Below are 20,435 nucleotides of genomic sequence, written 5' to 3'. Positions count from 1 at the left end.
TCTCGTGTCTTCACGTGATCCGGGTCGCGCGGCGGTCTCACACGGCGACGCGGTCGCGGACGGCGGCGATGGACTCGGCGATGATCTCCAGGCCCCGGCCCAGTTCCTCGTCGGTCGTCGTGAGCGGCGGCAGCAGCTTGACGACCTCGCCCTCGGGGCCGGAGGTCTCCATCAGCAGGCCGCGCTGGAACGCCTCGTTGCAGACCTGCGGGGCGAGCGCGGCGTCGCGCATGACCAGGCCCCAGGCCAGGCCCCGGCCGCGCACGGCGTCGACCGCGCCGGCGTGCGCGAGCGCGATGTCGTTCAGGCCGCGCTCGACCAGCTCGCCCTTGGCGAGGGTCTGCTTCTCCAGGCCCTCGCCCGTCCAGTACTCCTCCAGGGCGCCGGTGGCGGTGACGAACGCGGGGTTGAAGCCGCGGAACGTGCCGTTGTGCTCGCCGGGCTCCCACACGTCCAGGTCGCGGCGCATCAGCGTGACGGCGAACGGCAGGCCGTAGCCGCTCAGCGACTTGGACAGGCACACGATGTCGGGGGTGATCCCGGCCTCTTCGAAGCTGAAGAAGGCGCCGGTCCGGCCGCAGCCCATCTGCACGTCGTCGACGATCAGCAGGATCTCGTGGCGGCGGCACAGGTCGGCCAGGCCGCGCAGCCAGTCGGCGGTCGCGGCGTTGATGCCGCCCTCGCCCTGCACGGTCTCCACGATGACGGCGGCGGGCTTGTCCAGGCCGCTGCCGCTGTCGTCGAGCATCGTGTCGAACAGCAGGAAGTCGGGGGTGCGGCCGTCGAGGTAGTTGTCGTAGGGCATCGCGACGCCGTGGCCGAGCGGCACGCCCGCGCCGGTGCGCTTCATCGAGTTGCCGGTGACGGCCAGCGCGCCGAGCGTCATGCCGTGGAAGGCGTTGGTGAAGCTGACGACGGTCTCGCGGCCGGTGTACTTGCGGGCGAGCTTGAGCGCCGCCTCGACCGAGTGGTTGCCCGCCGGGCCGGGGAACTGCACCTTGTAGTCCAGGCCGCGCGGCTTCAGCACGACCTCCTCGAACCGCTCCAGGAAGGTGCGCTTGGCCGCGGTGTACATGTCGAGGCTGTGCACGATCGAGTCGCCGGTGAGGTAGTCGATCAGGCGTCGTTTCAGCTCGGGGTTGTTGTGCCCGTAGTTGAGGGTGCCGGCACCGGCGAAGAAGTCCAGGTAGGTCTTGCCGTGCTCGTCGGTGATGTGGCTGCCCCGCGCGGTGGTGAACACGGTCGGCCAGCTACGGCAGTAGCCGCGCACTTCGGATTCCAGGTGGTTGAAGACGTCCATGAGTGTGCCTCCGGGCAGAACGGGCGAGTGGATGATCGGGGGTGGGCGGCGGCCGGGCCGGGCCGTTCGGGCGGGTCGGGCGGGCGGCGGTGCCGCGCCGGACGGACGGCGGTGCGGAGCGCGCGGCGGCGGGCGCTCAGCCGCCGGAGGGCAGCGGGCCGATGCGGAACAGCACCTCGGGCTCGTGCCCGCCGGGGAAGTGCTCGGCCTCGAACAGCGGCGTGCGGGTCAGCTCGGCGCCGTGGTCACGGGCGAAGGACGCGAACATCGCGGTGGACGCGGTGTTGTCCGGCGTGACGGTGGCCTCCAGGTGGCGGTGGCCGCGCGCGGACAGCCGGGCGGCCAGCTCGTCGAGCATGGCGCGGGCGAGGCCGCGGCCGCGCTGGTCCCGGTCGACGGCGACCTGCCAGACGAAGAAGGTGTCGGGCGCGTCCGGGCGGACGTAGCCGGTGATGAAGCCACAGGGGGAACCGTCGTCCTCGGCGACCACGGAGGTCGCCGCGAAGTCCCGGCACCACAGCGTGTAGCTGTAGGGGGAGTTCACGTCCAGGACGCGGGTGTCACGGGCCATGCGCCACAGGTGCGGCCCGTCCGCGAGCGTCGGTTCCCGCAGCAGGTGCTCCCGCCGGGGCGTCGTCGTTTCCAGGGGTTGCGCTGACATATTCAGCAAACGTAGCGAACGTTCGACCGGTGCCGTTATAGATTGTTATCGCGCGTATGTTTGGCAGTTGGCGGGTCGGGGTATGAACGTTCGCTTGCATTTTTCCGGAATCCCCCCGTGCGGCGCGGGGTCCGAATCCCTGGCGTGTCGGCCATGTCTGCGCAGGATGGGCACCGATGCAGTGCTACTGGCGAGTAGCGGTTGTTCGGCGGCAACTTTAGGGGATGCACGGGATTCGACCGGAAATTTTATGTCTCATTTCTGTGAGGTGAATCACGTCATCTGATCGTCATCTTCGCGCCCGTGCTCTGCGTCACCGATCATCACCCCAGGTGGGACGTGTGCCTCCCGTTACAGGAGTGTTTCGCCGGGCCGCACCGGAGCCCGGCGCCGGTGATCCGCCCCAGGGCCGAGTATGCGGCCCGCGCGGCGGAAAAGTGAAGGGCCGCGGTGCCCCGCGGCCTTCATCCCTCACTCCGCGACGGTCAGCCCGCCCACAGTTCCGGCCGATCCGCGAAACGGTCGGTGGCGGTGACGAGACGGTCCAGCGTGCCCGGCTCGCTGAACGCGTGCCCCGCGTCGTCCACGAGATGGAATTCGGCCTCCGGCCACGCCCGGTGCAGATCCCACGCCGTCGCGGGCGGCGTGCACACGTCGTAGCGGCCCTGCACGATCACGGCCGGGATGTGCCGGATGCGGTCCACGTCGCGCAGCAACTGGTCCTCGGCGAAGAATCCCTCGTGGACGAAGTAGTGGTTCTCGATCCGGGCGAACGCGACCGCGCGGTCGTCGTCGTCGAAGGGCGCCACCATCGCCGGGTCGGGCCGCAGCGTCAGCGTGCTCGCCTCCCAGCGCGACCACGCCCGCGCCGCCGGGACGCGCACCGCCGCGTCGGGGGAGTGGACGCGGGCGGCGTAGGCGGCGATGAGGTCGTCGTGCTCGTCCTCGGGGATCGGCGCCAGATACCGCTCCCACAGGTCGGGGAACAGCAGCGAGGCGCCCTCCTGGTAGAACCAGTACAGCTCGAACGGGCGCAGCGTGAAGATCCCGCGCAGCACGAGCGCGGCGACGCGCTCGGGATGCGTCTGCGCGTAGGCCAGCGACAGCGCGCTGCCCCACGACCCGCCGAAAACCAGCCACCGATCGACGCCCAGGTGCTCGCGCAGCAGCTCCAGGTCGGCCACGAGGTTCCAGGTGGTGTTGGCCTCCAGCGACACCGCCGGGTCGGACGCGTGCGGGCGGCTGCGGCCGCAGTTGCGCTGGTCGAGCAGGACGATCCGGTACCGCTCGGGATCGAACTGGCGCCGGTGCTCGGGCGTGCAGCCCCCGCCGGGACCGCCGTGCAGCATCACGACGGGCAGCCCGCGTGGGTTTCCGCACACCTCCCAGTAGATCTCGTCGCCGTCACCGACGGCGAGGAGTCCCGATTCCAGCGGTTCGATCGGCGGATAAAGGGTGCGCAGCTCCATGAGCTGTGATTCTCTCACTGGAGGCGCTCCCGTTGCGGGGGGCGCGCGGCGTCCGGAACGGCCTCACCGACCGCGCGGATCACGAAACTCAACCCCAAACTGGGCAAACGTTCCGCTGGTCGGCACTAGAGTGCCTTGCGTGAGCCGAACGACGAGCCGCCAGGCGAGGCGTGCAGCGAACGGGCGAGGAGAGTCGTGAGCGAGCTGAACGGATCGGGCAACTCGCGGGGTGTGCCGGACACCTCTTCGCCCTGGCCGATGGGGCGTCCCCCCGAACCCCCCGCCGAGCGCGGGGCCGCACCCATGCCCGCCCCGCCCGGGGTGCCGCCGGGCGCGCGCCCGCCGCTGCCCGCGCCGCGCCCCGCCTCCGACCCCGCGCCCGAGGCGCTGGAGGTCCCCTCCTGGGACCTGGTCGAGCGGCTGCGCCAGATGGCCGACCTCATCGGTGACGCGCTGGCCGCCGGTGAGCGCAAGGTCAGCGAGGCCCAGAGCGAGACCGCCGCGCAGCTCGCGTCCGTGCAGGCCGAGAAGGAGTCGGCGCAGCGCGACGCCGCCGCCGCGTGGGGCGAGGTGCAGCGGGCGCGCGGCCAGGCCGAGCAGGCCGACCGCCGCGCCCTGGACGCCGAGCGCCGCATGACCGAGGCGCAGAACGAGACGGCCGCGCAGGTCGCCGCCGTGCAGGCCGAGAAGGAGTCCGCCCAGCGCGACGCCGCCGCCGCGTGGGGCGAGGTGCAGCGCGCCCGGGGCCAGGCCGAGCAGGCCGACCGCCGCGCCGTCGACTCCGAGCGCAAGTTCGCCGACGTCGAGCGCCGCGTCGGTGAGGTGCAGGCCGAGGCCGTCGCCCAGATCGCCGCGCTCCAGGGCGAGAAGGACAACGCCCAGCGCGACGCCGCCGCCGCCTGGAACCAGGCCCAGCAGGCCCGCGCCCAGCTCGAACAGGCCACCGCCAAGGTCGAGGCCGCCGAACGCCGCGTCGCCGAGACCGAGGCCACCGCCCGTCAGGCCATCTCCCAGCGCGACGCGATGAGCGAGGCCCGCGACGACGCGCTGCGCGCCGTCGAGGAGGCCGTCGCCGCCCGCCGCGCCGCCGAGGCCGAGCGCGACCGCATCGCTGAACAGACCGCCGAGCTGTCGCGGGCGCTGGAGAAGGCCCACGCGGACGTCGCCGCGCTGCGCGCCAAGCTCGCGGACGCCGAGATGACCGCGCAGAACCTCCAGCACGCCGTCGCCGGCACCGCCAAGGACCTGGACGACGCGCGGGTGCGCCTGTCGGCCGCCGAGGCCCGCGCCAAGGACGTCGAGCGCCGCGCCCAGGAGTCCGACCTGCGCGCCAAGGGCGCCGACGCCCGCGCGGGCGACGCCGAGCGCCGCGCGCAGGACGCCGACCGCCGCGCCGCCGACCTGGAACGCCGCGCCGCCGAGGCCGAGGCCGAGCGCCAGCAGGCGCTGGACACCGCCGCGCAGTCGCTGGAGGCCGCCAAGAAGGCCGAACGCGGCCTGGAGGGCGTCACGCAGGCCCGCGACACCTCCGAACGCGCCCGCGAGGCCGCCGTCCAGGCGCAGACCCGCGCCGAGTCCGAGCTGACGATCGCGCGCGGCCGGGCCGACAAGGAGACCCGCGAGAAGGAGAAGGCCGTCGCGGGGCTGCGGCAGCTCGCTGCCGAACGCGACGCCGTCGCCGAGAAGCTCGCCGAGCGCGACCAGTGGGTCGACCAGCTCGCCCAGGCCGTCACCGAGCAGCGCGCCGCCATCGCGGAGCTGTCCCAGGAGCGCGACGCGGCCCGCCAGGCCGCCGACCAGGCCCGTTCGCTCATCGACGAGCTGACCCGCCAGCTCCGCACGATCATGCCGACCGCGGTGCCGCGCGGCTGACCGTCGTTTCCGCCGCCGGCCGCCGCGCGACACGCGCGGGGCGGCGGCCCATCCGGGCTCCGCGCGGCCGAACGCGCACGTCGCGGACGCGGTGGTGGGGTCCGGCTGTTATTCTGGTGGCCCGTGGGCAGTGCGGTACCGTCCGCCCAGCAACGACCACGGGAGTGTCTTCTTGCCTTCGGCAGCCACTGGTAGTTCTCGCACTACCAAGCATCTCTTCGTCACCGGCGGTGTCGCCTCCAGCCTCGGCAAGGGACTGACGGCGTCCAGCCTCGGGCGGCTTCTCACCCTGCGCGGCCTGCGCGTCACCATGCAGAAGCTCGACCCCTACCTCAACGTCGACCCCGGCACGATGAACCCGTTCCAGCACGGCGAGGTCTTCGTCACCGACGACGGCGCCGAGACCGACCTGGACATCGGGCACTACGAGCGGTTCCTCGACACCGAGCTGCACGGGTCGGCCAACGTCACCACCGGCCAGGTCTACTCCAACGTGATCGCCAAGGAGCGGCGCGGCGAGTACCTGGGCGACACCGTGCAGGTCATCCCGCACATCACCAACGAGATCAAGGACCGCATCCGCGGCATGGCCGAGCCCGGCGTGGACGTGGTCATCACCGAGGTCGGCGGCACCGTCGGCGACATCGAGTCGCAGCCGTTCCTGGAGTCGGTGCGGCAGATCCGGCACGAGATCGGCCGGGAGAACTGCTTCTTCCTGCACGTCTCGCTGCTGCCCTACATCGGCCCGTCCGGCGAGCTGAAGACCAAGCCGACGCAGCACTCGGTGGCGGCGCTGCGCTCCATCGGCATCCAGCCCGACGCGATCGTGTGCCGCTCGGACCGGCCCATCTCCGACGGGCTCAAGCACAAGATCAGCATGATGTGCGACGTGGACCGCGAGGCCGTGGTGTCCGCCGTGGACGCCGCCAGCATCTACGACATCCCCAAGGTGCTGCACTCCGAGGGCCTGGACGCCTACGTCGTGCAGCGGCTCGGGCTGCCGTTCCGCGACGTCGACTGGGGCGCCTGGGACGAGCTGCTCCAGCACGTCCACCGCCCGTCGCGCGAGGTCACGATCGCGCTGGTCGGCAAGTACATCGACCTGCCCGACGCCTACCTGTCGGTCACCGAGGCGCTGCGCCACGGCGGTTTCGGCAACGACGCCAAGGTCCACATCCGCTGGGTCAAGTCCGACGAGTGCGAGACGCCCGAGGGCGCCAAGCGCGAGCTGGACGGCGTCGACGGCCTGCTCGTCCCGGGCGGTTTCGGGGTGCGGGGCATCGAGGGCAAGCTCGGCGCGATCCGGTACGCCCGCGAGAACCACGTCCCGCTGCTCGGTATCTGCCTCGGCCTCCAGTGCATGGTGATCGAGGCGGCCCGGTCGCTGGCCGGCATCGCGGACGCGGGCAGCACCGAGTTCGAGCCGGTCACCGACCATCCCGTCATCGCCACCATGGCCGACCAGGTCGACGTCGTCGCCGGTGAGCGCGACATGGGCGGCACGATGCGGCTCGGCCTGTACCCGGCCGACCTGGCCGAGGGCTCCATCGTCCGCGAGCTGTACGGCGAGGCGAAGGCGTCCGAGCGGCACCGGCACCGCTACGAGGTGAACAACACCTACCGCGACCGGCTCGGTGAGGCCGGGCTGTGGTTCAGCGGGCTGTCGCCGGACGGCCGCCTGGTCGAGTACGTGGAGCTGCCCCGCGACCAGCACCCGTTCTTCGTCGGCACGCAGGCGCACCCGGAGTTCCGGTCGCGTCCCACCCGCCCGCATCCGCTGTTCACCGGGCTGGTCTCGGCCGCGATCGACTACAGCGCGGCGCGCGGCGGCACGACGTGACGGCGCCCGAGAACCGCGAGCCGCGCGACGCCGCCGAGCAGTGGGAGGTGGCGTCCACCGAGCGGCTGTTCGACGGCGTGATCTTCAACGTGCGCCGCGACCACGTCGTGATGCCCGACGGGGAGGGCGGCACCGAGGCGGTCCGCCGCGACATCGTCGAGCACCGCGGGTCGGTGGGCGTCCTGGTCCTGGACGAGCGCGGGCGCGTGCTGCTGCTGTGGCAGTACCGGCACGCGGTCGGCGCGCGGCTGTGGGAGATCCCCGCCGGGCTGCGCGACGTCGAGGGGGAGCCGCTGCGGGCGCTGGCCGAGCGCGAGCTGCTGGAGGAGGCCGGGTACCGGGCGGCCCGCTGGGACACGCTGGTGGACGTCTACCCGACGCCCGGCATGGCCGAAGAGCGGTCCCGCGTGTTCCTCGCCCGCGATCTGACGCGCGTGCCCGACGCCGAGATCGACTTCGTGCGGCGGCACGAGGAGGCCGACATGACGTCGGCGTGGGTGCCGCTGGAGGACGCGGTCCGCGCCGTGCTGGCCGGGCGCCTGCACAACGCGCTCACCGTGCAGGGCATCCTGGCCGCGCACGCGCACCTCTGCGGGGCCGTCCCGGTGCTGCGCCCGGCGGACGCGCCGGAGGAGTGACCCGGATCGGCTCGCGGGGGCGGCCGGAGCGGGCATGATGGGCTCGACCTGTCCCGTCTCGCAAGGGGGCCGCCCTGTCCACGCCCGCGGTCGACGCGCACGGCGACGTGCACGGTGAGGGCACGCCGCTCGACGGGGCCGTCAGCACCTATCTCGGGCATCTCGCCGTCGAGCGGGGCCTGGCGGCCAACACGCTCAGCTCCTACCGGCGCGACCTGCGCCGGTACACGGCGGCGCTGGCGGCGCGGGGCCGCACCGACCTGGCCGACGTGGACGAAGGCGACGTCCGCGCGTTCCTGCGCGGCCTGCGCGAGGGCGACGCCGACCATCCGCCGCTGTCGGCCGGGTCGGCGGGCCGCGCCGTCGTCGCCGTGCGGGGCCTGCACCGGTTCGCGGTGCGCGAGGGCCTGGCCGCCGCCGACCCGGCCGCCGCCGTCCGGCCGCCCGCGCCGCCGCGCCGGCTGCCCAAGGCGATCTCGCTGGACGCGGTGGAGCGGCTGCTGGACGCCGTCCCCGCCGAGTCCGGCGGCACCCCCGGCGACGTCGCGCGCGGACTGCGCGACCGGGCGCTGCTGGAGCTGCTGTACGGCGCGGGCGTGCGGATCTCCGAGGCGGTCGGGCTGGACGTGGACGACCTGGACGCCGCCGAGGGCTTCGCCCGCATCCGCGGCAAGGGCGGCAAGCAGCGCATCGTGCCCGTCGGCGGGTACGCGCGGCGCGCCCTGGACGCCTACCTCGTCCGCGCCCGCCCCGAGCTGGCCCGTCCCGGGCGCGGCGGCGCGGCGCTGTTCCTCAACGCGCGCGGCGGGCGGTTGTCCCGCCAGGGCGCCTGGATGGCGCTGCGCGCCGCCGCCGGCCGCGCCGGGCTCGACGACGTGTCCCCGCACACGCTGCGTCACTCCTTCGCCACCCACCTGCTCGACGGCGGCGCCGACGTCCGCGTCGTCCAGGAACTCCTCGGGCACGCCTCGGTGACCACCACGCAGGTCTACACGCTGGTCACCGTCCAGGTGCTCCGCGAGGTGTACGGGACCTCTCATCCCCGTGCCCGCGGGTGATCGTCCCGCCGACAAATCGCGCCCAACGTCGCGCGTCGGGTTGAGGGGAAGGTTGGCAGGCCATAGAGTCGGCCACTTCGGATGGCACATTCTCGGGCCACCGGGAGGGATCTGGTGACCAGCACACAGGCTCCGGAGGGGGTTCTCTCCGCCGCCACGATAGAGACCGACCCGCGTCGTGCCCTCGGCCCGACGAAGCGGCCCGTGCCCGTCTTCCCCGAACCGGAGGAACTGGCGGAACACGGCCCCGCGCGGATCGTCTCGGTCTGCAACCAGAAGGGCGGGGTCGGCAAGACCACGACCACGATCAACCTGGGTGCGGCGCTCGCCGAGTACGGGCGCCGGGTGCTGCTGGTCGACTTCGACCCGCAGGGCGCGCTGTCGGTGGGGCTCGGCAAGGGCGACCCGCGCCAGCTCGACGTCACGATCCACAACCTCCTCCTCGAACGCGACACCGAGTGGGAGGACGTCGTCATCGAGACCGGCGTCGACGGGATGGACCTGCTGCCGTCCAACATCGACCTGTCCGGCGCGGAAGTGCAGCTCGTGCACGAGGTCGGCCGGGAGTACATCCTGGCCGGGGCGCTGAAGTCCGCGATCCCGCACTACGACTACATCCTCATCGACTGCCAGCCGTCGCTCGGCCTGCTGACGGTGAACGCGCTGGCCGCCAGCGAGGGCGTGCTCATCCCGCTGGAGTGCGAGTACTTCGCGATGCGCGGCGTCGCGCTGCTGATGGAGACGATCGACAAGGTGCAGGGGCGCATCAACCCCGACCTGGTCATCGACGGCGTCCTCGGCACCATGTACGACTCGCGCACCCTGCACACCCGCGAGGTGCTGGGCCGCATCGTCGAGGCGTTCGGCGACAAGGTCTTCCACACCGTGATCAACCGGACGGTCCGCTTCCCGGACGCGACCGTCGCGGGCGAGCCGATCACCTACTTCGACCCCAACTCGATGGGCGCCAACGCCTACCGCAGCCTGGCCCGCGAGGTCCTGGGCCGCTGGAAGCTCCTGGACGACTGACCCGCGGGCCCCCGGGTGTCCGTGTTCCGGACCTGACCAGGGGCGCGGGTCCGTTACGGTGCTGCGTGTGACGGATACAGCGGCGGCGCCGGGCGAGGCGGAGGAGGGTGAGCATCAGGGCTTCCACGTCCGGCTCACCAACTTCGAGGGGCCGTTCGACCTGCTGCTCGGGCTGATCTCCAAGCACAAGATGGACATCACCGAGGTCTCGCTGCACAAGGTCACCGACGACTTCATCGCCCACATCCGGGCGCACGGCGCCGACTGGGACCTCGACCAGACGACGCACTTCCTGCTCGTCGCCGCCACCCTGCTCGACCTGAAGGCCGCGCGGCTGCTGCCGTCCGGCGAGGTCGACGACGAGGACGACCTGGCGCTGCTGGAGGCCCGCGACCTGCTGTTCGCCCGGCTGCTCCAGTACCGGGCGTTCAAGGAGGTCGCGCAGGTCGTCGCGGCGCGCATCGCCGAGGCGTCCCGCCGGTATCCGCGCATGGTGCCGATGGAGCCCCGGTTCGCGAACCTGCTGCCGGAGGTGCTGCTCGGCCTCGGCCCCGCCGAGTTCGCGCGGCTGGCGGCGCGGGCGCTGACGCCCAAGGCGCCGCCCGCCGTGTCGGTCGAGCACATGTACCAGCCCAAGGCCAGCGTGAAGGAGCAGGCGGCGCTGGTCGTGGCGCGGCTGCGCGAGCTGCGGCAGACGACGTTCGGCGTGCTGGTCGCCGACGCCGAGGGCACCTACGAGGTCGTCGCCCGGTTCCTGGCCCTGCTGGAGCTGTACCGGGAGCTGGCGGTCACGTTCGAGCAGGCCGAGCCGCTGGGCGAACTGCACATCACCTGGACTGGCACCGACGAGGGCGACGTCCGGGTCGCGGACGACTACGAGGGCTCCAAGGAGCCCGTGAAGGACACCGAGGCATGACCGACACCACCCCGGACACCGGTACGACGCTGCCCGAGGACGCGCCCGACGACGACGGCCCCGGCCTGCGCGCGTCCGCCGAGGCGATCCTGCTCGTCGTGGACGAACCGGTCTCCACGCTGACCCTGGCACAATTGCTGGAGCGGCCCGTCCCGGAGATCGAGGCGGTGCTGCGGGCCCTGTCGGCGGAATACACCGAACAGGGCCGCGGGTTCGATCTGAGGGAGGTCGCCGGCGGCTGGCGCTTCTACACCCGGGACGTGTGCGCCCCGGTGGTGGAGAGGTTCGTCACCGACGGCCAGCAGGCGCGGCTGACGCAGGCCGCGCTGGAGACGCTCGCGGTCATCGCCTACCGGCAGCCGGTCAGCCGGGCGCGGGTGTCGGCGATCCGCGGCGTCAACAGCGACGGCGTCATCCGGACGCTGACGCTGCGCGGTCTCATCGAGGACGCCGGGCAGGACCCGGAGAGCCAGGCCCACCTGTACCGCACCACCGGGTACTTCCTGGAGCGGCTGGGCCTGCGCGACCTGGACGAACTGCCCGACCTCGCCCCCTATCTCCCCGACGACCTTCCAGACGATCTGATTGAGGAAACGTGAGCGACAACGAGGGCGTGCGCCTGCAGAAGGTGCTGGCGGACGCCGGGATCGGCAGCCGCCGGCACTGCGAGGAGCTGATCGGCGAGGGCCGCGTCACGGTGGACGGGAAGAAGGTCTTCCGGTTCGGTGAGCGCGTCGACCCCGAGCGCGCGGTCATCCACGTGGACGGGCAGCGGGTGGAGTCGCGCAGCGACTCGCGCTACTACATGGTGAACAAGCCGCGCGGCGTGGTCAGCACGATGGCGGATGAGCGGGGCCGCAAGTCGCTGGCAGACTTCGTGGAGGTGGAGGACCGGCTGTTCCACGTCGGCCGTCTGGACACCGACACCGAGGGGCTGATCCTGCTGACCAACGACGGCGAGCTGGCGCACCGGCTGACGCATCCGAGCTTCGGCGTGGAGAAGACCTACCTGGCCGAGATCCACGGCCCGATCCCGCGTGATCTGGGCCGCCGGCTGCGCAAGGGCGTCATGCTGGACGACGGCCCGGCCAAGGCCGACAAGTTCCGCATCTTCGACCAGGCGGGCCGCCGCATCCTCGTGGAGATCACCCTGCACGAGGGTCGCAAGCACATCGTGCGGCGGCTGCTGAAGGAGGTCGGGTTCCCCGTCCAGCAGCTCGCCCGCGTAGAGTTCGGCCCGCTCAAGCTCGGCCAGCTCAAGCCGGGCGGGGTGCGCACGCTGTCGGTCCACGAGATCGGTGCGCTGTACAGGGCCGTGGATCTGTAGGAGGAGACGAACTGTGGCGGTACGGGCGGTGCGCGGGGCGACGCAGGTCGGCTCCGACGACCGGGACGAGATCCTGGCGGCGACGTCGGAGCTGGTCGAGGCGGTGATGAGCCGCAACGGGCTCGGCACGGACGACGTGATCAGTGTGCTGTTCACGGCCACACCCGACCTCACCGCCGAGTTCCCGGCGCTGGCGGCGCGCAAGCTCGGGTTCACCGACGTGCCGCTGCTGTGCGCGGCGGAGATCGCGGTGCCGCACGCGCTGCCGCGGATCGTCCGGCTGCTGGCGCACGCCGCGACGGAGCGTCCGCGCGCGGAGATCCAGCACGTGTACCTGCGCGGCGCCGCCGCCCTGCGGCTGGACATCGCGCAGTGAGCGCGGAGGGCGGCGCGGTCCCGGGACGGGTCGTGATCGTCGGCACCGGGCTGATCGGGACGTCGATCGCGCTGGCGCTGCGCGAGCGCGGCGCCGAGGTGCTGCTGACCGACCGCGACGAGGGCGCGCTGGCGCTCGCGGTGGAGCTGGGCGCGGGCGACCCGCTGCCGTCCGGGGCGCAGGCCGCCCCCGCCGACGTGGCGGTGCTGGCGGTGCCTCCGGCGGCGGTCGCGGTGACGCTGCTGGACGCGCAGAAGCGCGGCCTGGCCCGCGTCTACACCGACGTGGCGAGCGTCAAGGCGCTGCCGCTGGCGCAGGCGGCCGAGCTGGGCTGCGACCTGTCGGTGTTCGTGGCGGGGCATCCGCTGGCGGGCAGCGAGCGGTCCGGCCCGGCGGCGGCCCGGTTCGACCTGTTCCTGGGCCGTCCGTGGGCGCTGTGCCCGACCGACGCGGCGACCCCCGGCGCCGTCGCGGCGGTGACGGAGCTGGCCCGCGCGTGCGGCGCCGAGACCGTCGTGGTGCCCGCCGACGAGCACGACCGCGCGGTCGCGCTGGTGTCGCACGCCCCGCACGTGGTGTCGGCGGCGGTCGCGGCCCGGTTCACCGGCGCCGACGACACCGCGCTCGGCCTGGCCGGGCAGGGCGTCCGCGACGTGACCCGCATCGCGGCCAGCGACCCCCGGCTGTGGATCGGCATCCTGTCGGCCAACGCGGCGCCGGTCGCCGCCGTGCTGGAGTCGGTCGCGACCGACCTGGCGGTGGCGGCGTCGCTGCTGCGCGACGGCAGCGACGGCGCGGCGGCGCACGTCGCCGACCTGCTGCTGCGCGGCAACGCGGGCCGGTCGCGGCTGCCCGGCAAGTACGGCGACGGGGCGAAGGAGTTCGCGACGGTCTCGGTCGTCATCCCTGACCGGCCCGGCGAACTGGCGATGATCTTCCAGGCGGCCGGGGTCGCGGGCGTCAACATCGAGGACGTGACGATCGAGCACGCGCGCGGGCGTCCGCTCGGCGTGCTGGAGATCGCCGTCCGGCCGGAGGCGGCGGGGAAGCTGGCCGACGAGCTGCGGTCGCGGGGCTGGTCCGTCCCGCGCTGAACGGCGATCGGGGTCCTTTCGGACCGGTAATCTGGGCGGTCGGGGCCTGACCGCGCGGGGGAGCCGCGCGTGGGCGCGCCGTCCCCCTCACCGAACACCGAAAGGGAGCGATCGTGTCGCTCGTCATCGCCATGGACGGCCCCTCGGGGTCGGGCAAGTCCAGCGCCTCCAAGGGCGTCGCCCGCGCGCTCGGGCTGCGCTACCTCGACACCGGCGCCATGTACCGCGCCGTCACGTGGTGGATGCTCGACCAGGGCGTCCCCGTGGACGACCCGGCGGCGGTCGCGGCCCGCGCCGCCGACCCGGTCATCGTGTCCGGCACCGACCCGGACGCGCCGTCCATCACCGTGGACGGCCGGGACGTGTCCGCGCCGATCCGCACCCGCGAGGTCACCAACGCGGTGTCGGCGGTCAGCGCCGTGCCGGAGGTGCGCGCGCGGCTGGTGGCGTTGCAGCGCGAGGCCATCGCGGGCGGCGGCATCGTGGTGGAGGGCCGCGACATCGGCACGGTCGTCGCGCCGGACGCGCCCGTCAAGGTGTACCTGACGGCCAGCGAGGAGGCGCGCGCCCAGCGCCGTGCCCGCGACCTGGCCGCCGACCCGTCCGCGACGGTGACGCTGACGCAGTCCGAGCAGGCCCGCCGCGACCGGCTCGACTCCACCCGCAAGGCGTCCCCGCTGGCCAAGGCGGCGGACGCCACCGAGATCGACTCGACCGAGCTGAGCCTCGCCGAGGTCATCGAGGCGGTCGTCCGCCTCGCCAAAGAACAGACATGAGCGGTCCGGCCCCGTGCCGCGACCCGTGGGAGACGTGCAGTGAGTGAGAACGAGTACGAGACCGCTGTCGGCGTCGAGGGGTTCGACGCCGACGGGTACGGTCCGGACGCGCCGCCGGCGCCGGTGGTGGCCGTGGTCGGCCGCCCCAACGTCGGCAAGTCGACCCTGGTGAACCGCGTCATCGGCCGCCGCGAGGCGGTCGTGGAGGACGTTCCGGGTGTCACGCGCGACCGTGTCGCCTACGACGCGACGTGGAGCGGGCGCCGCTTCACCGTCGTGGACACCGGCGGCTGGCTGCCCGACGCGCAGGGCCTCGCGGCGGCGATCGCCGAGCAGGCGCGGCTGGCGGTGGATCTGGCGGACGTCGTCATGTTCGTCGTGGACGCCACGGTCGGCGCCACCGACGTGGACGAGGCCGTCGTGGAGATCCTGCGGCGTTCCGGCAAGCCGGTGGTGCTGGTCGCCAACAAGGTGGACGACATCGGTGCCGAGGCCGACGCGGCGGCGCTGTGGGGGCTCGGCATCGGTGAGCCGTGGCCGGTGAGCGCCTTGCACGGGCGCGGCAGCGGCGATCTGCTCGACGCGGTGCTGGCGGCGCTGCCGCAGGAGGCGCCCCGGGAGACGTTCGACGAGGTGGGCGGGCCGCGCCGGGTGGCGCTGCTGGGGCGTCCCAACGTCGGCAAGTCGAGCCTGCTGAACCAGCTCGCGGGGGAGACCCGCGCCGTTGTCGACTCGGTGGCGGGCACCACCCGCGACCCGATCGACGAGGAGATCACGCTCGGCGGCAAGGTGTGGCGGTTCATCGACACCGCCGGTATCCGCCGCCGCCACCGGGAGAACCAGGGCGCCGACTTCTACGCGACGCTGCGCACGCAGTCGGCGCTGGAGCGCGCGGAGGTCGGCGTGGTGCTGGTCGACGCGACCGAGCCGCTGGCCGAGCAGGACCTGCGCATCATCTCCATGGTGATCGATTCGGGCCGCGCGCTCGTCCTGGCGTACAACAAGTGGGACCTGCTGGACGAGGAGCGCCGCGAGTACCTGGAGCGCGAGATCGACCGGCAGCTCCACAACGCGCGGTGGGCGCCGCGCGTCAACGTGTCGGCCAAGACGGGGCGGCACATGGAGAAGCTGGTGCCGGGGCTGGAGACGGCGCTGGACGGGTGGGGCACGCGCGTGCCGACGTCGAAGCTGAACCAGTTCTTCGCCGACCTGGTGAACTCCCACCCGCACCCGATCCGGGGCGGCAAGCAGCCGCGCGTGCTGTTCGCGACGCAGGCGGGCGTGCGCCCGCCGCGCTTCGTCCTGTTCACGACGGGCTTCCTGGAGGAGGGCTACCGCCGCTTCATCGAACGCCGCCTCCGCGAGGAGTTCGGCTTCGCCGGAACCCCCTTGGACATCACGATGAAAATCCGCGAGAAGCGAGGCAAGAGAAAGTAGCCGCGAACCGTCTCACCCCTCGCCCGTCCGGCGTGCGAGGGGTGAGGTCACCGCACCCGGGCGCGCGGGCGTCTCTTCTCTGGGCGGGGCCGGTGTGTCACCATGCAGCGGAGGTAAGTTCTCCATTACCGCAGGACCCTGACGCGCTGGGGGTACGGTCCGTGAAGCTTCTGCTCCTGTTGACGGTGGCGGGCGTGTGTGTGGCGCTGAGCTTCCTGTGGCGTGAACCGTGGATCGGCGGGGTCGGGCTGCTGATCGGGTTCGTGGCGATGTTCACCGACCGCGACGACGTCGAGGTGCACGAGAAGAACGGTTACGAGACCGGCAAGAGCGAGCGCAACATGCGGTCCCGTAACCGTTGAGCGGTCAGCGCGGAGGGCTGCCCGCGACGCGCTCGTCGCCGTCCTCGGGCGCGGCGGCGCGGTCACGGCGGCGGGGCAGCGGCGGCGGCTCGGGCGCGTCGTCCTCGCGTCCGTAGCGGCCCTTGGACGGCACCGCGATCGGCTGCGTGCTGCCCGCCTCGGTGTTCGTCCGGGGCGCCGGACCGCCGGGCACGAACGGCCCGCGCTCGTACTCCTCGACGTGCGGCCGGGTCTCCTCCTCGGCGCGGCGGGCCTCGCGGACGCCGACGACGGCGAACCGGCCGAGCGCCAGCGCCGCGTAGAACACGATGACGACGCCGAGCCCGGTGAAGCCGCTCAGCGACTCGGCGATCCGGACGCCCTGGCCCGTCCCGAGGGGTTCGCCGACGGTGCCCGCGTCCCACAGCGCGCCGACCTGGTGCCCGACGGCGAACCAGACACCGGCGAGCGCGGCCAGCGCCGCGCCGAACGTCGCGAGGGCGCGGTTGGCGGCGGCGAGCAGGATCAGCCCGCCGAGCACGGTCGCGACGGCGGGCGCGACGCTGAGCTGGAGCCGCGCGTCCGTGGAGACCCAGGTGGCGTCCGGCGCGAAACCGAAGTCGAAGTACGGCCCGACGAAGGGCAGCAGGCCGCCCCACAGCCCGAACAGCACGAGCAGCACGCCGCTCAGAGCGCCCCGGCTGCGCGGGGCGCGCATGGTTCCCGTCATGATCACCCTCCCGGGGTGATGGTTCCGAATTTTGTGCCCCCTTTACCCCGGCGTTCGCAGTCCAAGCCGACCGGCGCCGCCGCCTGCGCGGACGGCGCTCCGGGGACTGTCGGTGCCGCGTTCTACCGTGGGGGGATGAGCGAAGATCCGCTGGTCCGGCTGCGCGCGATCTGCCTGGGCCTGCCCGAGGCGACCGAGCGGGTGAGCCACGGTGAGCCCGCCTGGTTCGTCCGCGACAAGAAGCTGTTCGTCACCTACGCCGACCATCACCACGACGATCGGCTCGGTTTCTGGTGCGCGGCGCCGCCCGGTGCCCAGGAGGCGCTGGTCGAGTCGTCTCCGGACCGCTTCCACCGGCCGCCCTACGTGGGGCATCGCGGCTGGCTCGGCGTCTACCTCGACGTCCCGGTCGACTGGGACGAGATCGCCGAGATCGTCACCGACGCCTACCGGGTCGTGGCGCCCAAGCGGCTCGCCGCGCTGCTCGACGAGCCGTCCTAACGGATCGGCACGCCCGGAACCCGGCGCGTCCAGGTCCACGCCGGTGACCGAGCCGAGCGGGGCCGGGACGCAGAGGTAGCCCCGGCTCGTCGCGTTCGGGGCGGCCCGGATGATCTCCGCGCGGCGGGTGGAGCCGGGTGCGGGCGCCTGTGTTGCGTCGGTCGGTGGTGGCCGGTGAGCGTGACGGGGCGGCCGATCGCCGGATCGTGGCGGCGACCGCCTGCGTTTCTCGCGGGATTTCGCGATGTCGAGATGCGGCCCGCCGGGGGCCGGGTTCGGACGTGCGTGCCGAATGTTGGGAAAGCGCCGGATGCGTGCGGAGTTCCATGCCATGCTGTGACGTTAAGTGATCACATCACTACACTTCGGGCATAGGTGGGCTAATGGCACTATTCGGACGTATCGCGCTCGGTCGTTCCACCCCCGCCGCGCCGGTTCCGGCGGACGGCGCCGACCGGGCCGTGGAGGAGGCCGCCGAGGAGTTCCTGCGCGCCTTCCACGCCGAGGACGACCGGGCCGGGCCGCTGGACGCCCGGCTCGCCCGGGTCCGCGCCGAGATCGCCGCCACCGGCACCTACCGGCACACGCCCGAGGAGCTGGCCCACGGCGCGCGCGTCGCCTGGCGCAACGCGCACCGGTGCATCGGGCGGCTCTACTGGCGCAGCCTGCGCGTCCGCGACCTGCGCAACGTGCGCGACGCGGCAAGCGTCGCCGCCGAGTGCGCGGCGCACCTGCGCGGCGCCACGCGCGGCGGGCGCATCCGGCCGACGATCACCGTGTTCGCGCCCGACGCGCCGGGCGCGCCCGGCCCGCGCATCTGGAACGACCAGCTCATCCGCTACGCCGGTCACCCGGACGGCACCGGCGACCCCGCCAACCGCGCGCTCACCGAGGCGGCGAGCGCGCTCGGCTGGCGCGGCGCGGGCACCCCGTTCGACGTGCTGCCGCTGATCGTCGAGCAGGCGGGCCGCGCGCCGCGCCGGTTCGACCTGCCGCCCGGCACCGTGCTGGAGGTGCCGCTCGTCCATCCCGACTTCTCGTGGTTCGCCGACCTGCGGCTGCGCTGGTACGCCGTTCCGGCCGTGTCGGACATGAACCTGGAGATCGGCGGCGTGACGTATCCGGCGGCGCCGTTCAACGGCTGGTACATGGGCACCGAGATCGGCGCGCGGAACCTGGGCGACACGCACCGCTACAACCTGCTGATGCCCGTCGCCGAACGTCTCGGCCTGGACGTCTCCGACGACGCGACGCTCTGGCGCGACCGCGCCCTGGTCGAGCTGAACGTCGCCGTCCTGCACTCGTTCCGCGCCGCCGGGGTCGCCATCACCGACCACCACACCGAGTCCCGCCGGTTCCTCACCCACCTGGAGCGCGAGGAGGCGGCGGGCCGCACCTGCCCGGCGGACTGGTCGTGGATCGTCCCGCCGCTGTCGGGCTCGGCGACGCCGGTCTTCCACCGGTACTACGACGACGTGGAGCTGACCCCGTCCTTCACCCGCCGCCCGGCCCCCTACAGCGCGCCCGCGATCCCCTAGCACCCGGCGGCGGCGCGGGCGAACGCCGCGCGGACGAAGACGCCGATCTCGTGGATCGCCGCGCGGGACTCGGGCAGCAGCGGGCCGAACATCTGGAAGACGTGGATCTGCCGGTCCCAGACCTGGAAGGTGACGGGCACCCCGGCGTCGGCGAGGCGCCGGGCCATCTCCTCCGAGTCGCAGAACAGCAGCTCGGTGGAGCCGGCCGTCAGCAGCGTCGGCGGCAGCCCGGACAGGTCGGCGCGGATGGGGGAGACGGCCGGGTCGGTCAGGTCCAGGTGGGACAGGTGCGCCTCGACGAGCCGTTCCAGCAGCGCCGCCGGGGCCGACGGGTCCAGCAGCGTGTTGGCGTGGGCGAGCTTGCTGGTGAGGTCCATGTCGAGCATGGGGGACACCGCGACGAGCGCGGCGGGCTGCGGCAGCCCCTCCTCGCGGGCGCGCAGCGCGGTGGCGAACGTCAGATGACCGCCCGCCGAGTCGCCCATGATCACGATGTCGGCGGGGTCGCGGTCCTCCAGCAGCCACCGGTAGGCGGTGACGCAGTCCTCGACCTCCCGCTCGAACGGCACCGCCGGGATCATCCGGTAGTCCACCGACAGGGCCGGGACGCCCGCCGCCGCGCCGAACCGGGCGATCATGCGGCGGTGCGTGTTGAGCCCGCAGCAGACCCACGCCCCGCCGTGCAGGTACAGGACGACCCGCTCGCGCGCCCGGCCCACGCCCGGCCCGTGCACCCACTCGGCGCCGAACCCGTCGAAGGTCACCGGCTCGGTGCGGACGCCGCGCGGCGGGCGGGCGCGGGCGGCGAACCGGTCGAACGCCGCGACCCGCCGCAGCGCGGCCTCGTCGAACGGCACCGCGCCGTACCGGGCGAGCCGCGGGCGCAGGACGCGGCGGACGCCGCCGGCGATGACGCGGGACCGCAGGCTCGCCGAACCGCGACGGTCGATCACGAGAGTCGTCGGGGGCACGTTTCCTCCTAGCCGGGAAGAGGCCATTCCGCGCATCGTGACACGAATCCGGTTCGGTTTCGATGGGCGACGAAGCGCACTTGCGGTCTTGGGGCCGCGATGTCGCTCGCAGAAGCGATGCCGAATCGGTGCATTGCCTCGTATGTGCGAGACGATACGATCCACGCGTGACGAGCTTTCGCATCAGTGAGGCCGCCGGGCTGCTCGGCGTGAGCGCCGACACCGTGCGCCGGTGGGTCGACGGTGGCCGCCTCGCCGCCGACCGCGACGGCAACGGCCACCGCGTCATCCCCGGCGCCGACCTGGCCGCCTTCCTGCGCGACCAGGCCGACGCGGAGACCGAGCGGTTCTCCTCCGCCCGCAACCGGATGCGCGGCATCGTCACGCGCGTCCAGCGCGACGGCGTGATGGCCCAGGTCGACCTCCAGGCGGGACCGTTCCGCATCGTGTCGCTGATGAGCCGCGAGGCCGCCGACGACCTCGGGCTGGAGGTCGGCGTGCTCGCCGAGGCCGTCGTGAAGTCCACCACCGTCGTCGTCGAACGCCCCGACCCGTCCTGAC

General features: G+C 73.2%; 21 protein-coding genes. 16 read left to right on the top strand and 5 right to left on the bottom strand.

The window, feature by feature from the left end; genetic code table 11:
* Positions 1 to 37 precede the first annotated feature (37 nt).
* From ectB to pip, 3 genes are all read right to left on the bottom strand, one after another.
* Complete coding sequence (ectB, locus tag C229_RS0121445; protein ID WP_018657162.1) at positions 38 to 1,300, bottom strand: diaminobutyrate--2-oxoglutarate transaminase; 1,263 nt, start codon at positions 1,298 to 1,300, stop codon at positions 38 to 40.
* A 136-nt stretch (positions 1,301 to 1,436) separates the two neighbouring features.
* Entirely contained in the window at positions 1,437 to 1,961 is a 525-nt protein-coding gene (ectA, locus tag C229_RS0121440; RefSeq protein WP_018657161.1) for a diaminobutyrate acetyltransferase, read from the bottom strand.
* A 485-nt stretch (positions 1,962 to 2,446) separates the two neighbouring features.
* Positions 2,447 to 3,424: a prolyl aminopeptidase gene (pip, locus tag C229_RS0121435; RefSeq protein ID WP_026314025.1), complete on the bottom strand. Its 978-nt coding sequence runs from the start codon at positions 3,422 to 3,424 to the stop codon at positions 2,447 to 2,449.
* Between the two features lie 201 nt (positions 3,425 to 3,625).
* Here pip and C229_RS0121430 point away from each other — a divergent pair, with 201 nt between their 5' ends.
* The 13 genes from C229_RS0121430 (at position 3,626) to C229_RS0121370 (ending at position 16,155) form a co-directional block, all read left to right on the top strand.
* Positions 3,626 to 5,302: a coiled-coil domain-containing protein gene (locus tag C229_RS0121430; protein WP_155884969.1), complete on the top strand. Its 1,677-nt coding sequence runs from the start codon at positions 3,626 to 3,628 to the stop codon at positions 5,300 to 5,302.
* A gap of 172 nt (positions 5,303 to 5,474) precedes the next feature.
* Positions 5,475 to 7,142: a CTP synthase gene (locus C229_RS0121425; protein WP_026314023.1), complete on the top strand. Its 1,668-nt coding sequence runs from the start codon at positions 5,475 to 5,477 to the stop codon at positions 7,140 to 7,142.
* Positions 7,139 to 7,780 (top strand): NUDIX domain-containing protein, encoded by a 642-nt coding sequence (locus C229_RS0121420; RefSeq protein WP_018657158.1) that lies wholly within the window; start codon positions 7,139 to 7,141, stop codon positions 7,778 to 7,780. Before C229_RS0121425 ends, C229_RS0121420 begins: the two co-directional genes overlap by 4 nt.
* A 107-nt stretch (positions 7,781 to 7,887) precedes the next feature.
* The gene (locus C229_RS0121415; RefSeq protein ID WP_018657157.1) at positions 7,888 to 8,838 is read left to right on the top strand and encodes a site-specific tyrosine recombinase XerD; all 951 of its coding nucleotides are present in this window, start codon (positions 7,888 to 7,890) and stop codon (positions 8,836 to 8,838) included.
* 159 nt (positions 8,839 to 8,997) lie between these two features.
* Positions 8,998 to 9,867 (top strand): ParA family protein, encoded by an 870-nt coding sequence (locus tag C229_RS0121410; protein ID WP_155884980.1) that lies wholly within the window; start codon positions 8,998 to 9,000, stop codon positions 9,865 to 9,867.
* A 67-nt stretch (positions 9,868 to 9,934) separates the two neighbouring features.
* Entirely contained in the window at positions 9,935 to 10,783 is an 849-nt protein-coding gene (locus C229_RS0121405; RefSeq protein ID WP_018657155.1) for a segregation and condensation protein A, read from the top strand.
* Positions 10,780 to 11,382, top strand: coding sequence for an SMC-Scp complex subunit ScpB (scpB, locus tag C229_RS0121400; RefSeq protein ID WP_018657154.1), 603 nt, complete (start codon positions 10,780 to 10,782; stop codon positions 11,380 to 11,382). Before C229_RS0121405 ends, scpB begins: the two co-directional genes overlap by 4 nt.
* A complete protein-coding gene (locus C229_RS0121395; protein WP_018657153.1) occupies positions 11,379 to 12,110 on the top strand; it encodes a pseudouridine synthase in 732 nt (243 codons plus the stop codon). The genes scpB and C229_RS0121395 overlap by 4 nt, the downstream gene beginning before the upstream one ends.
* Before the next feature lie 13 nt (positions 12,111 to 12,123).
* Positions 12,124 to 12,486, top strand: a complete 363-nt coding sequence (gene aroH / locus C229_RS35525) for a chorismate mutase (protein ID WP_026314020.1) — start codon at positions 12,124 to 12,126, stop codon at positions 12,484 to 12,486.
* Entirely contained in the window at positions 12,483 to 13,580 is a 1,098-nt protein-coding gene (locus tag C229_RS0121385) for a prephenate dehydrogenase (protein ID WP_018657151.1), read from the top strand. The genes aroH and C229_RS0121385 overlap by 4 nt, the downstream gene beginning before the upstream one ends.
* Before the next feature lie 113 nt (positions 13,581 to 13,693).
* Entirely contained in the window at positions 13,694 to 14,356 is a 663-nt protein-coding gene (gene cmk / locus C229_RS0121380) for a (d)CMP kinase (protein ID WP_018657150.1), read from the top strand.
* A 39-nt stretch (positions 14,357 to 14,395) separates the two neighbouring features.
* Complete coding sequence (der, locus tag C229_RS0121375; RefSeq protein WP_018657149.1) at positions 14,396 to 15,793, top strand: ribosome biogenesis GTPase Der; 1,398 nt, start codon at positions 14,396 to 14,398, stop codon at positions 15,791 to 15,793.
* Positions 15,794 to 15,954: 161 nt separating this feature from the next.
* Positions 15,955 to 16,155, top strand: coding sequence for a hypothetical protein (locus C229_RS0121370; RefSeq protein WP_018657148.1), 201 nt, complete (start codon positions 15,955 to 15,957; stop codon positions 16,153 to 16,155).
* Between the two features lie 4 nt (positions 16,156 to 16,159).
* Here C229_RS0121370 and C229_RS31370 read toward each other — a convergent pair whose 3' ends face one another.
* Positions 16,160 to 16,864, bottom strand: coding sequence for a hypothetical protein (locus C229_RS31370; RefSeq protein WP_018657147.1), 705 nt, complete (start codon positions 16,862 to 16,864; stop codon positions 16,160 to 16,162).
* Between the two features lie 135 nt (positions 16,865 to 16,999).
* Between C229_RS31370 and C229_RS0121360 the strand changes: the two genes are divergently transcribed.
* Both C229_RS0121360 and C229_RS0121355 read left to right on the top strand, forming a co-directional pair.
* On the top strand, positions 17,000 to 17,365 hold the full coding sequence (locus tag C229_RS0121360; RefSeq protein ID WP_018657146.1) for an MmcQ/YjbR family DNA-binding protein: 366 nt from the start codon (positions 17,000 to 17,002) through the stop codon (positions 17,363 to 17,365).
* A 383-nt stretch (positions 17,366 to 17,748) separates the two neighbouring features.
* Positions 17,749 to 18,903: a nitric oxide synthase oxygenase gene (locus tag C229_RS0121355; protein ID WP_081639979.1), complete on the top strand. Its 1,155-nt coding sequence runs from the start codon at positions 17,749 to 17,751 to the stop codon at positions 18,901 to 18,903.
* Here the strand turns inward: C229_RS0121355 and C229_RS0121350 are convergent.
* Complete coding sequence (locus tag C229_RS0121350; RefSeq protein ID WP_240487363.1) at positions 18,900 to 19,874, bottom strand: alpha/beta hydrolase; 975 nt, start codon at positions 19,872 to 19,874, stop codon at positions 18,900 to 18,902. The genes C229_RS0121355 and C229_RS0121350 overlap by 4 nt on opposite strands.
* A gap of 167 nt (positions 19,875 to 20,041) precedes the next feature.
* On the opposite strand from C229_RS0121350, the gene C229_RS0121345 reads away from it, so the two are divergent.
* Entirely contained in the window at positions 20,042 to 20,434 is a 393-nt protein-coding gene (locus C229_RS0121345; protein WP_018657143.1) for a TOBE domain-containing protein, read from the top strand.
* The last annotated feature ends 1 nt before the right edge of the window (position 20,435 follow it).

The organism is Actinomadura flavalba DSM 45200, from assembly GCF_000374305.1.
Classification (GTDB): Bacteria; Actinomycetota; Actinomycetes; order Streptosporangiales; family Streptosporangiaceae; genus Spirillospora; species Spirillospora flavalba.
Note: the sequence above shows the minus strand (reverse complement) of the source record. Positions and strands in the feature narration are given on the sequence as shown.

Excerpts from the sequence above, each read along its gene's own strand:
- ectB (WP_018657162.1), bottom strand. The coding sequence starts at position 1,300 with ATGGACGTCTTCAACCACCTGGAATCCGAAGTGCGCGGCTACTGCCGT.
- ectA (WP_018657161.1), bottom strand. The coding sequence starts at position 1,961 with ATGTCAGCGCAACCCCTGGAAACGACGACGCCCCGGCGGGAGCACCTG.
- scpB (WP_018657154.1), top strand. The coding sequence starts at position 10,780 with ATGACCGACACCACCCCGGACACCGGTACGACGCTGCCCGAGGACGCG.
- C229_RS31370 (WP_018657147.1), bottom strand. The coding sequence starts at position 16,864 with ATGACGGGAACCATGCGCGCCCCGCGCAGCCGGGGCGCTCTGAGCGGC.
- C229_RS0121360 (WP_018657146.1), top strand. The coding sequence starts at position 17,000 with ATGAGCGAAGATCCGCTGGTCCGGCTGCGCGCGATCTGCCTGGGCCTG.
- C229_RS0121355 (WP_081639979.1), top strand. The coding sequence starts at position 17,749 with ATGGCACTATTCGGACGTATCGCGCTCGGTCGTTCCACCCCCGCCGCG.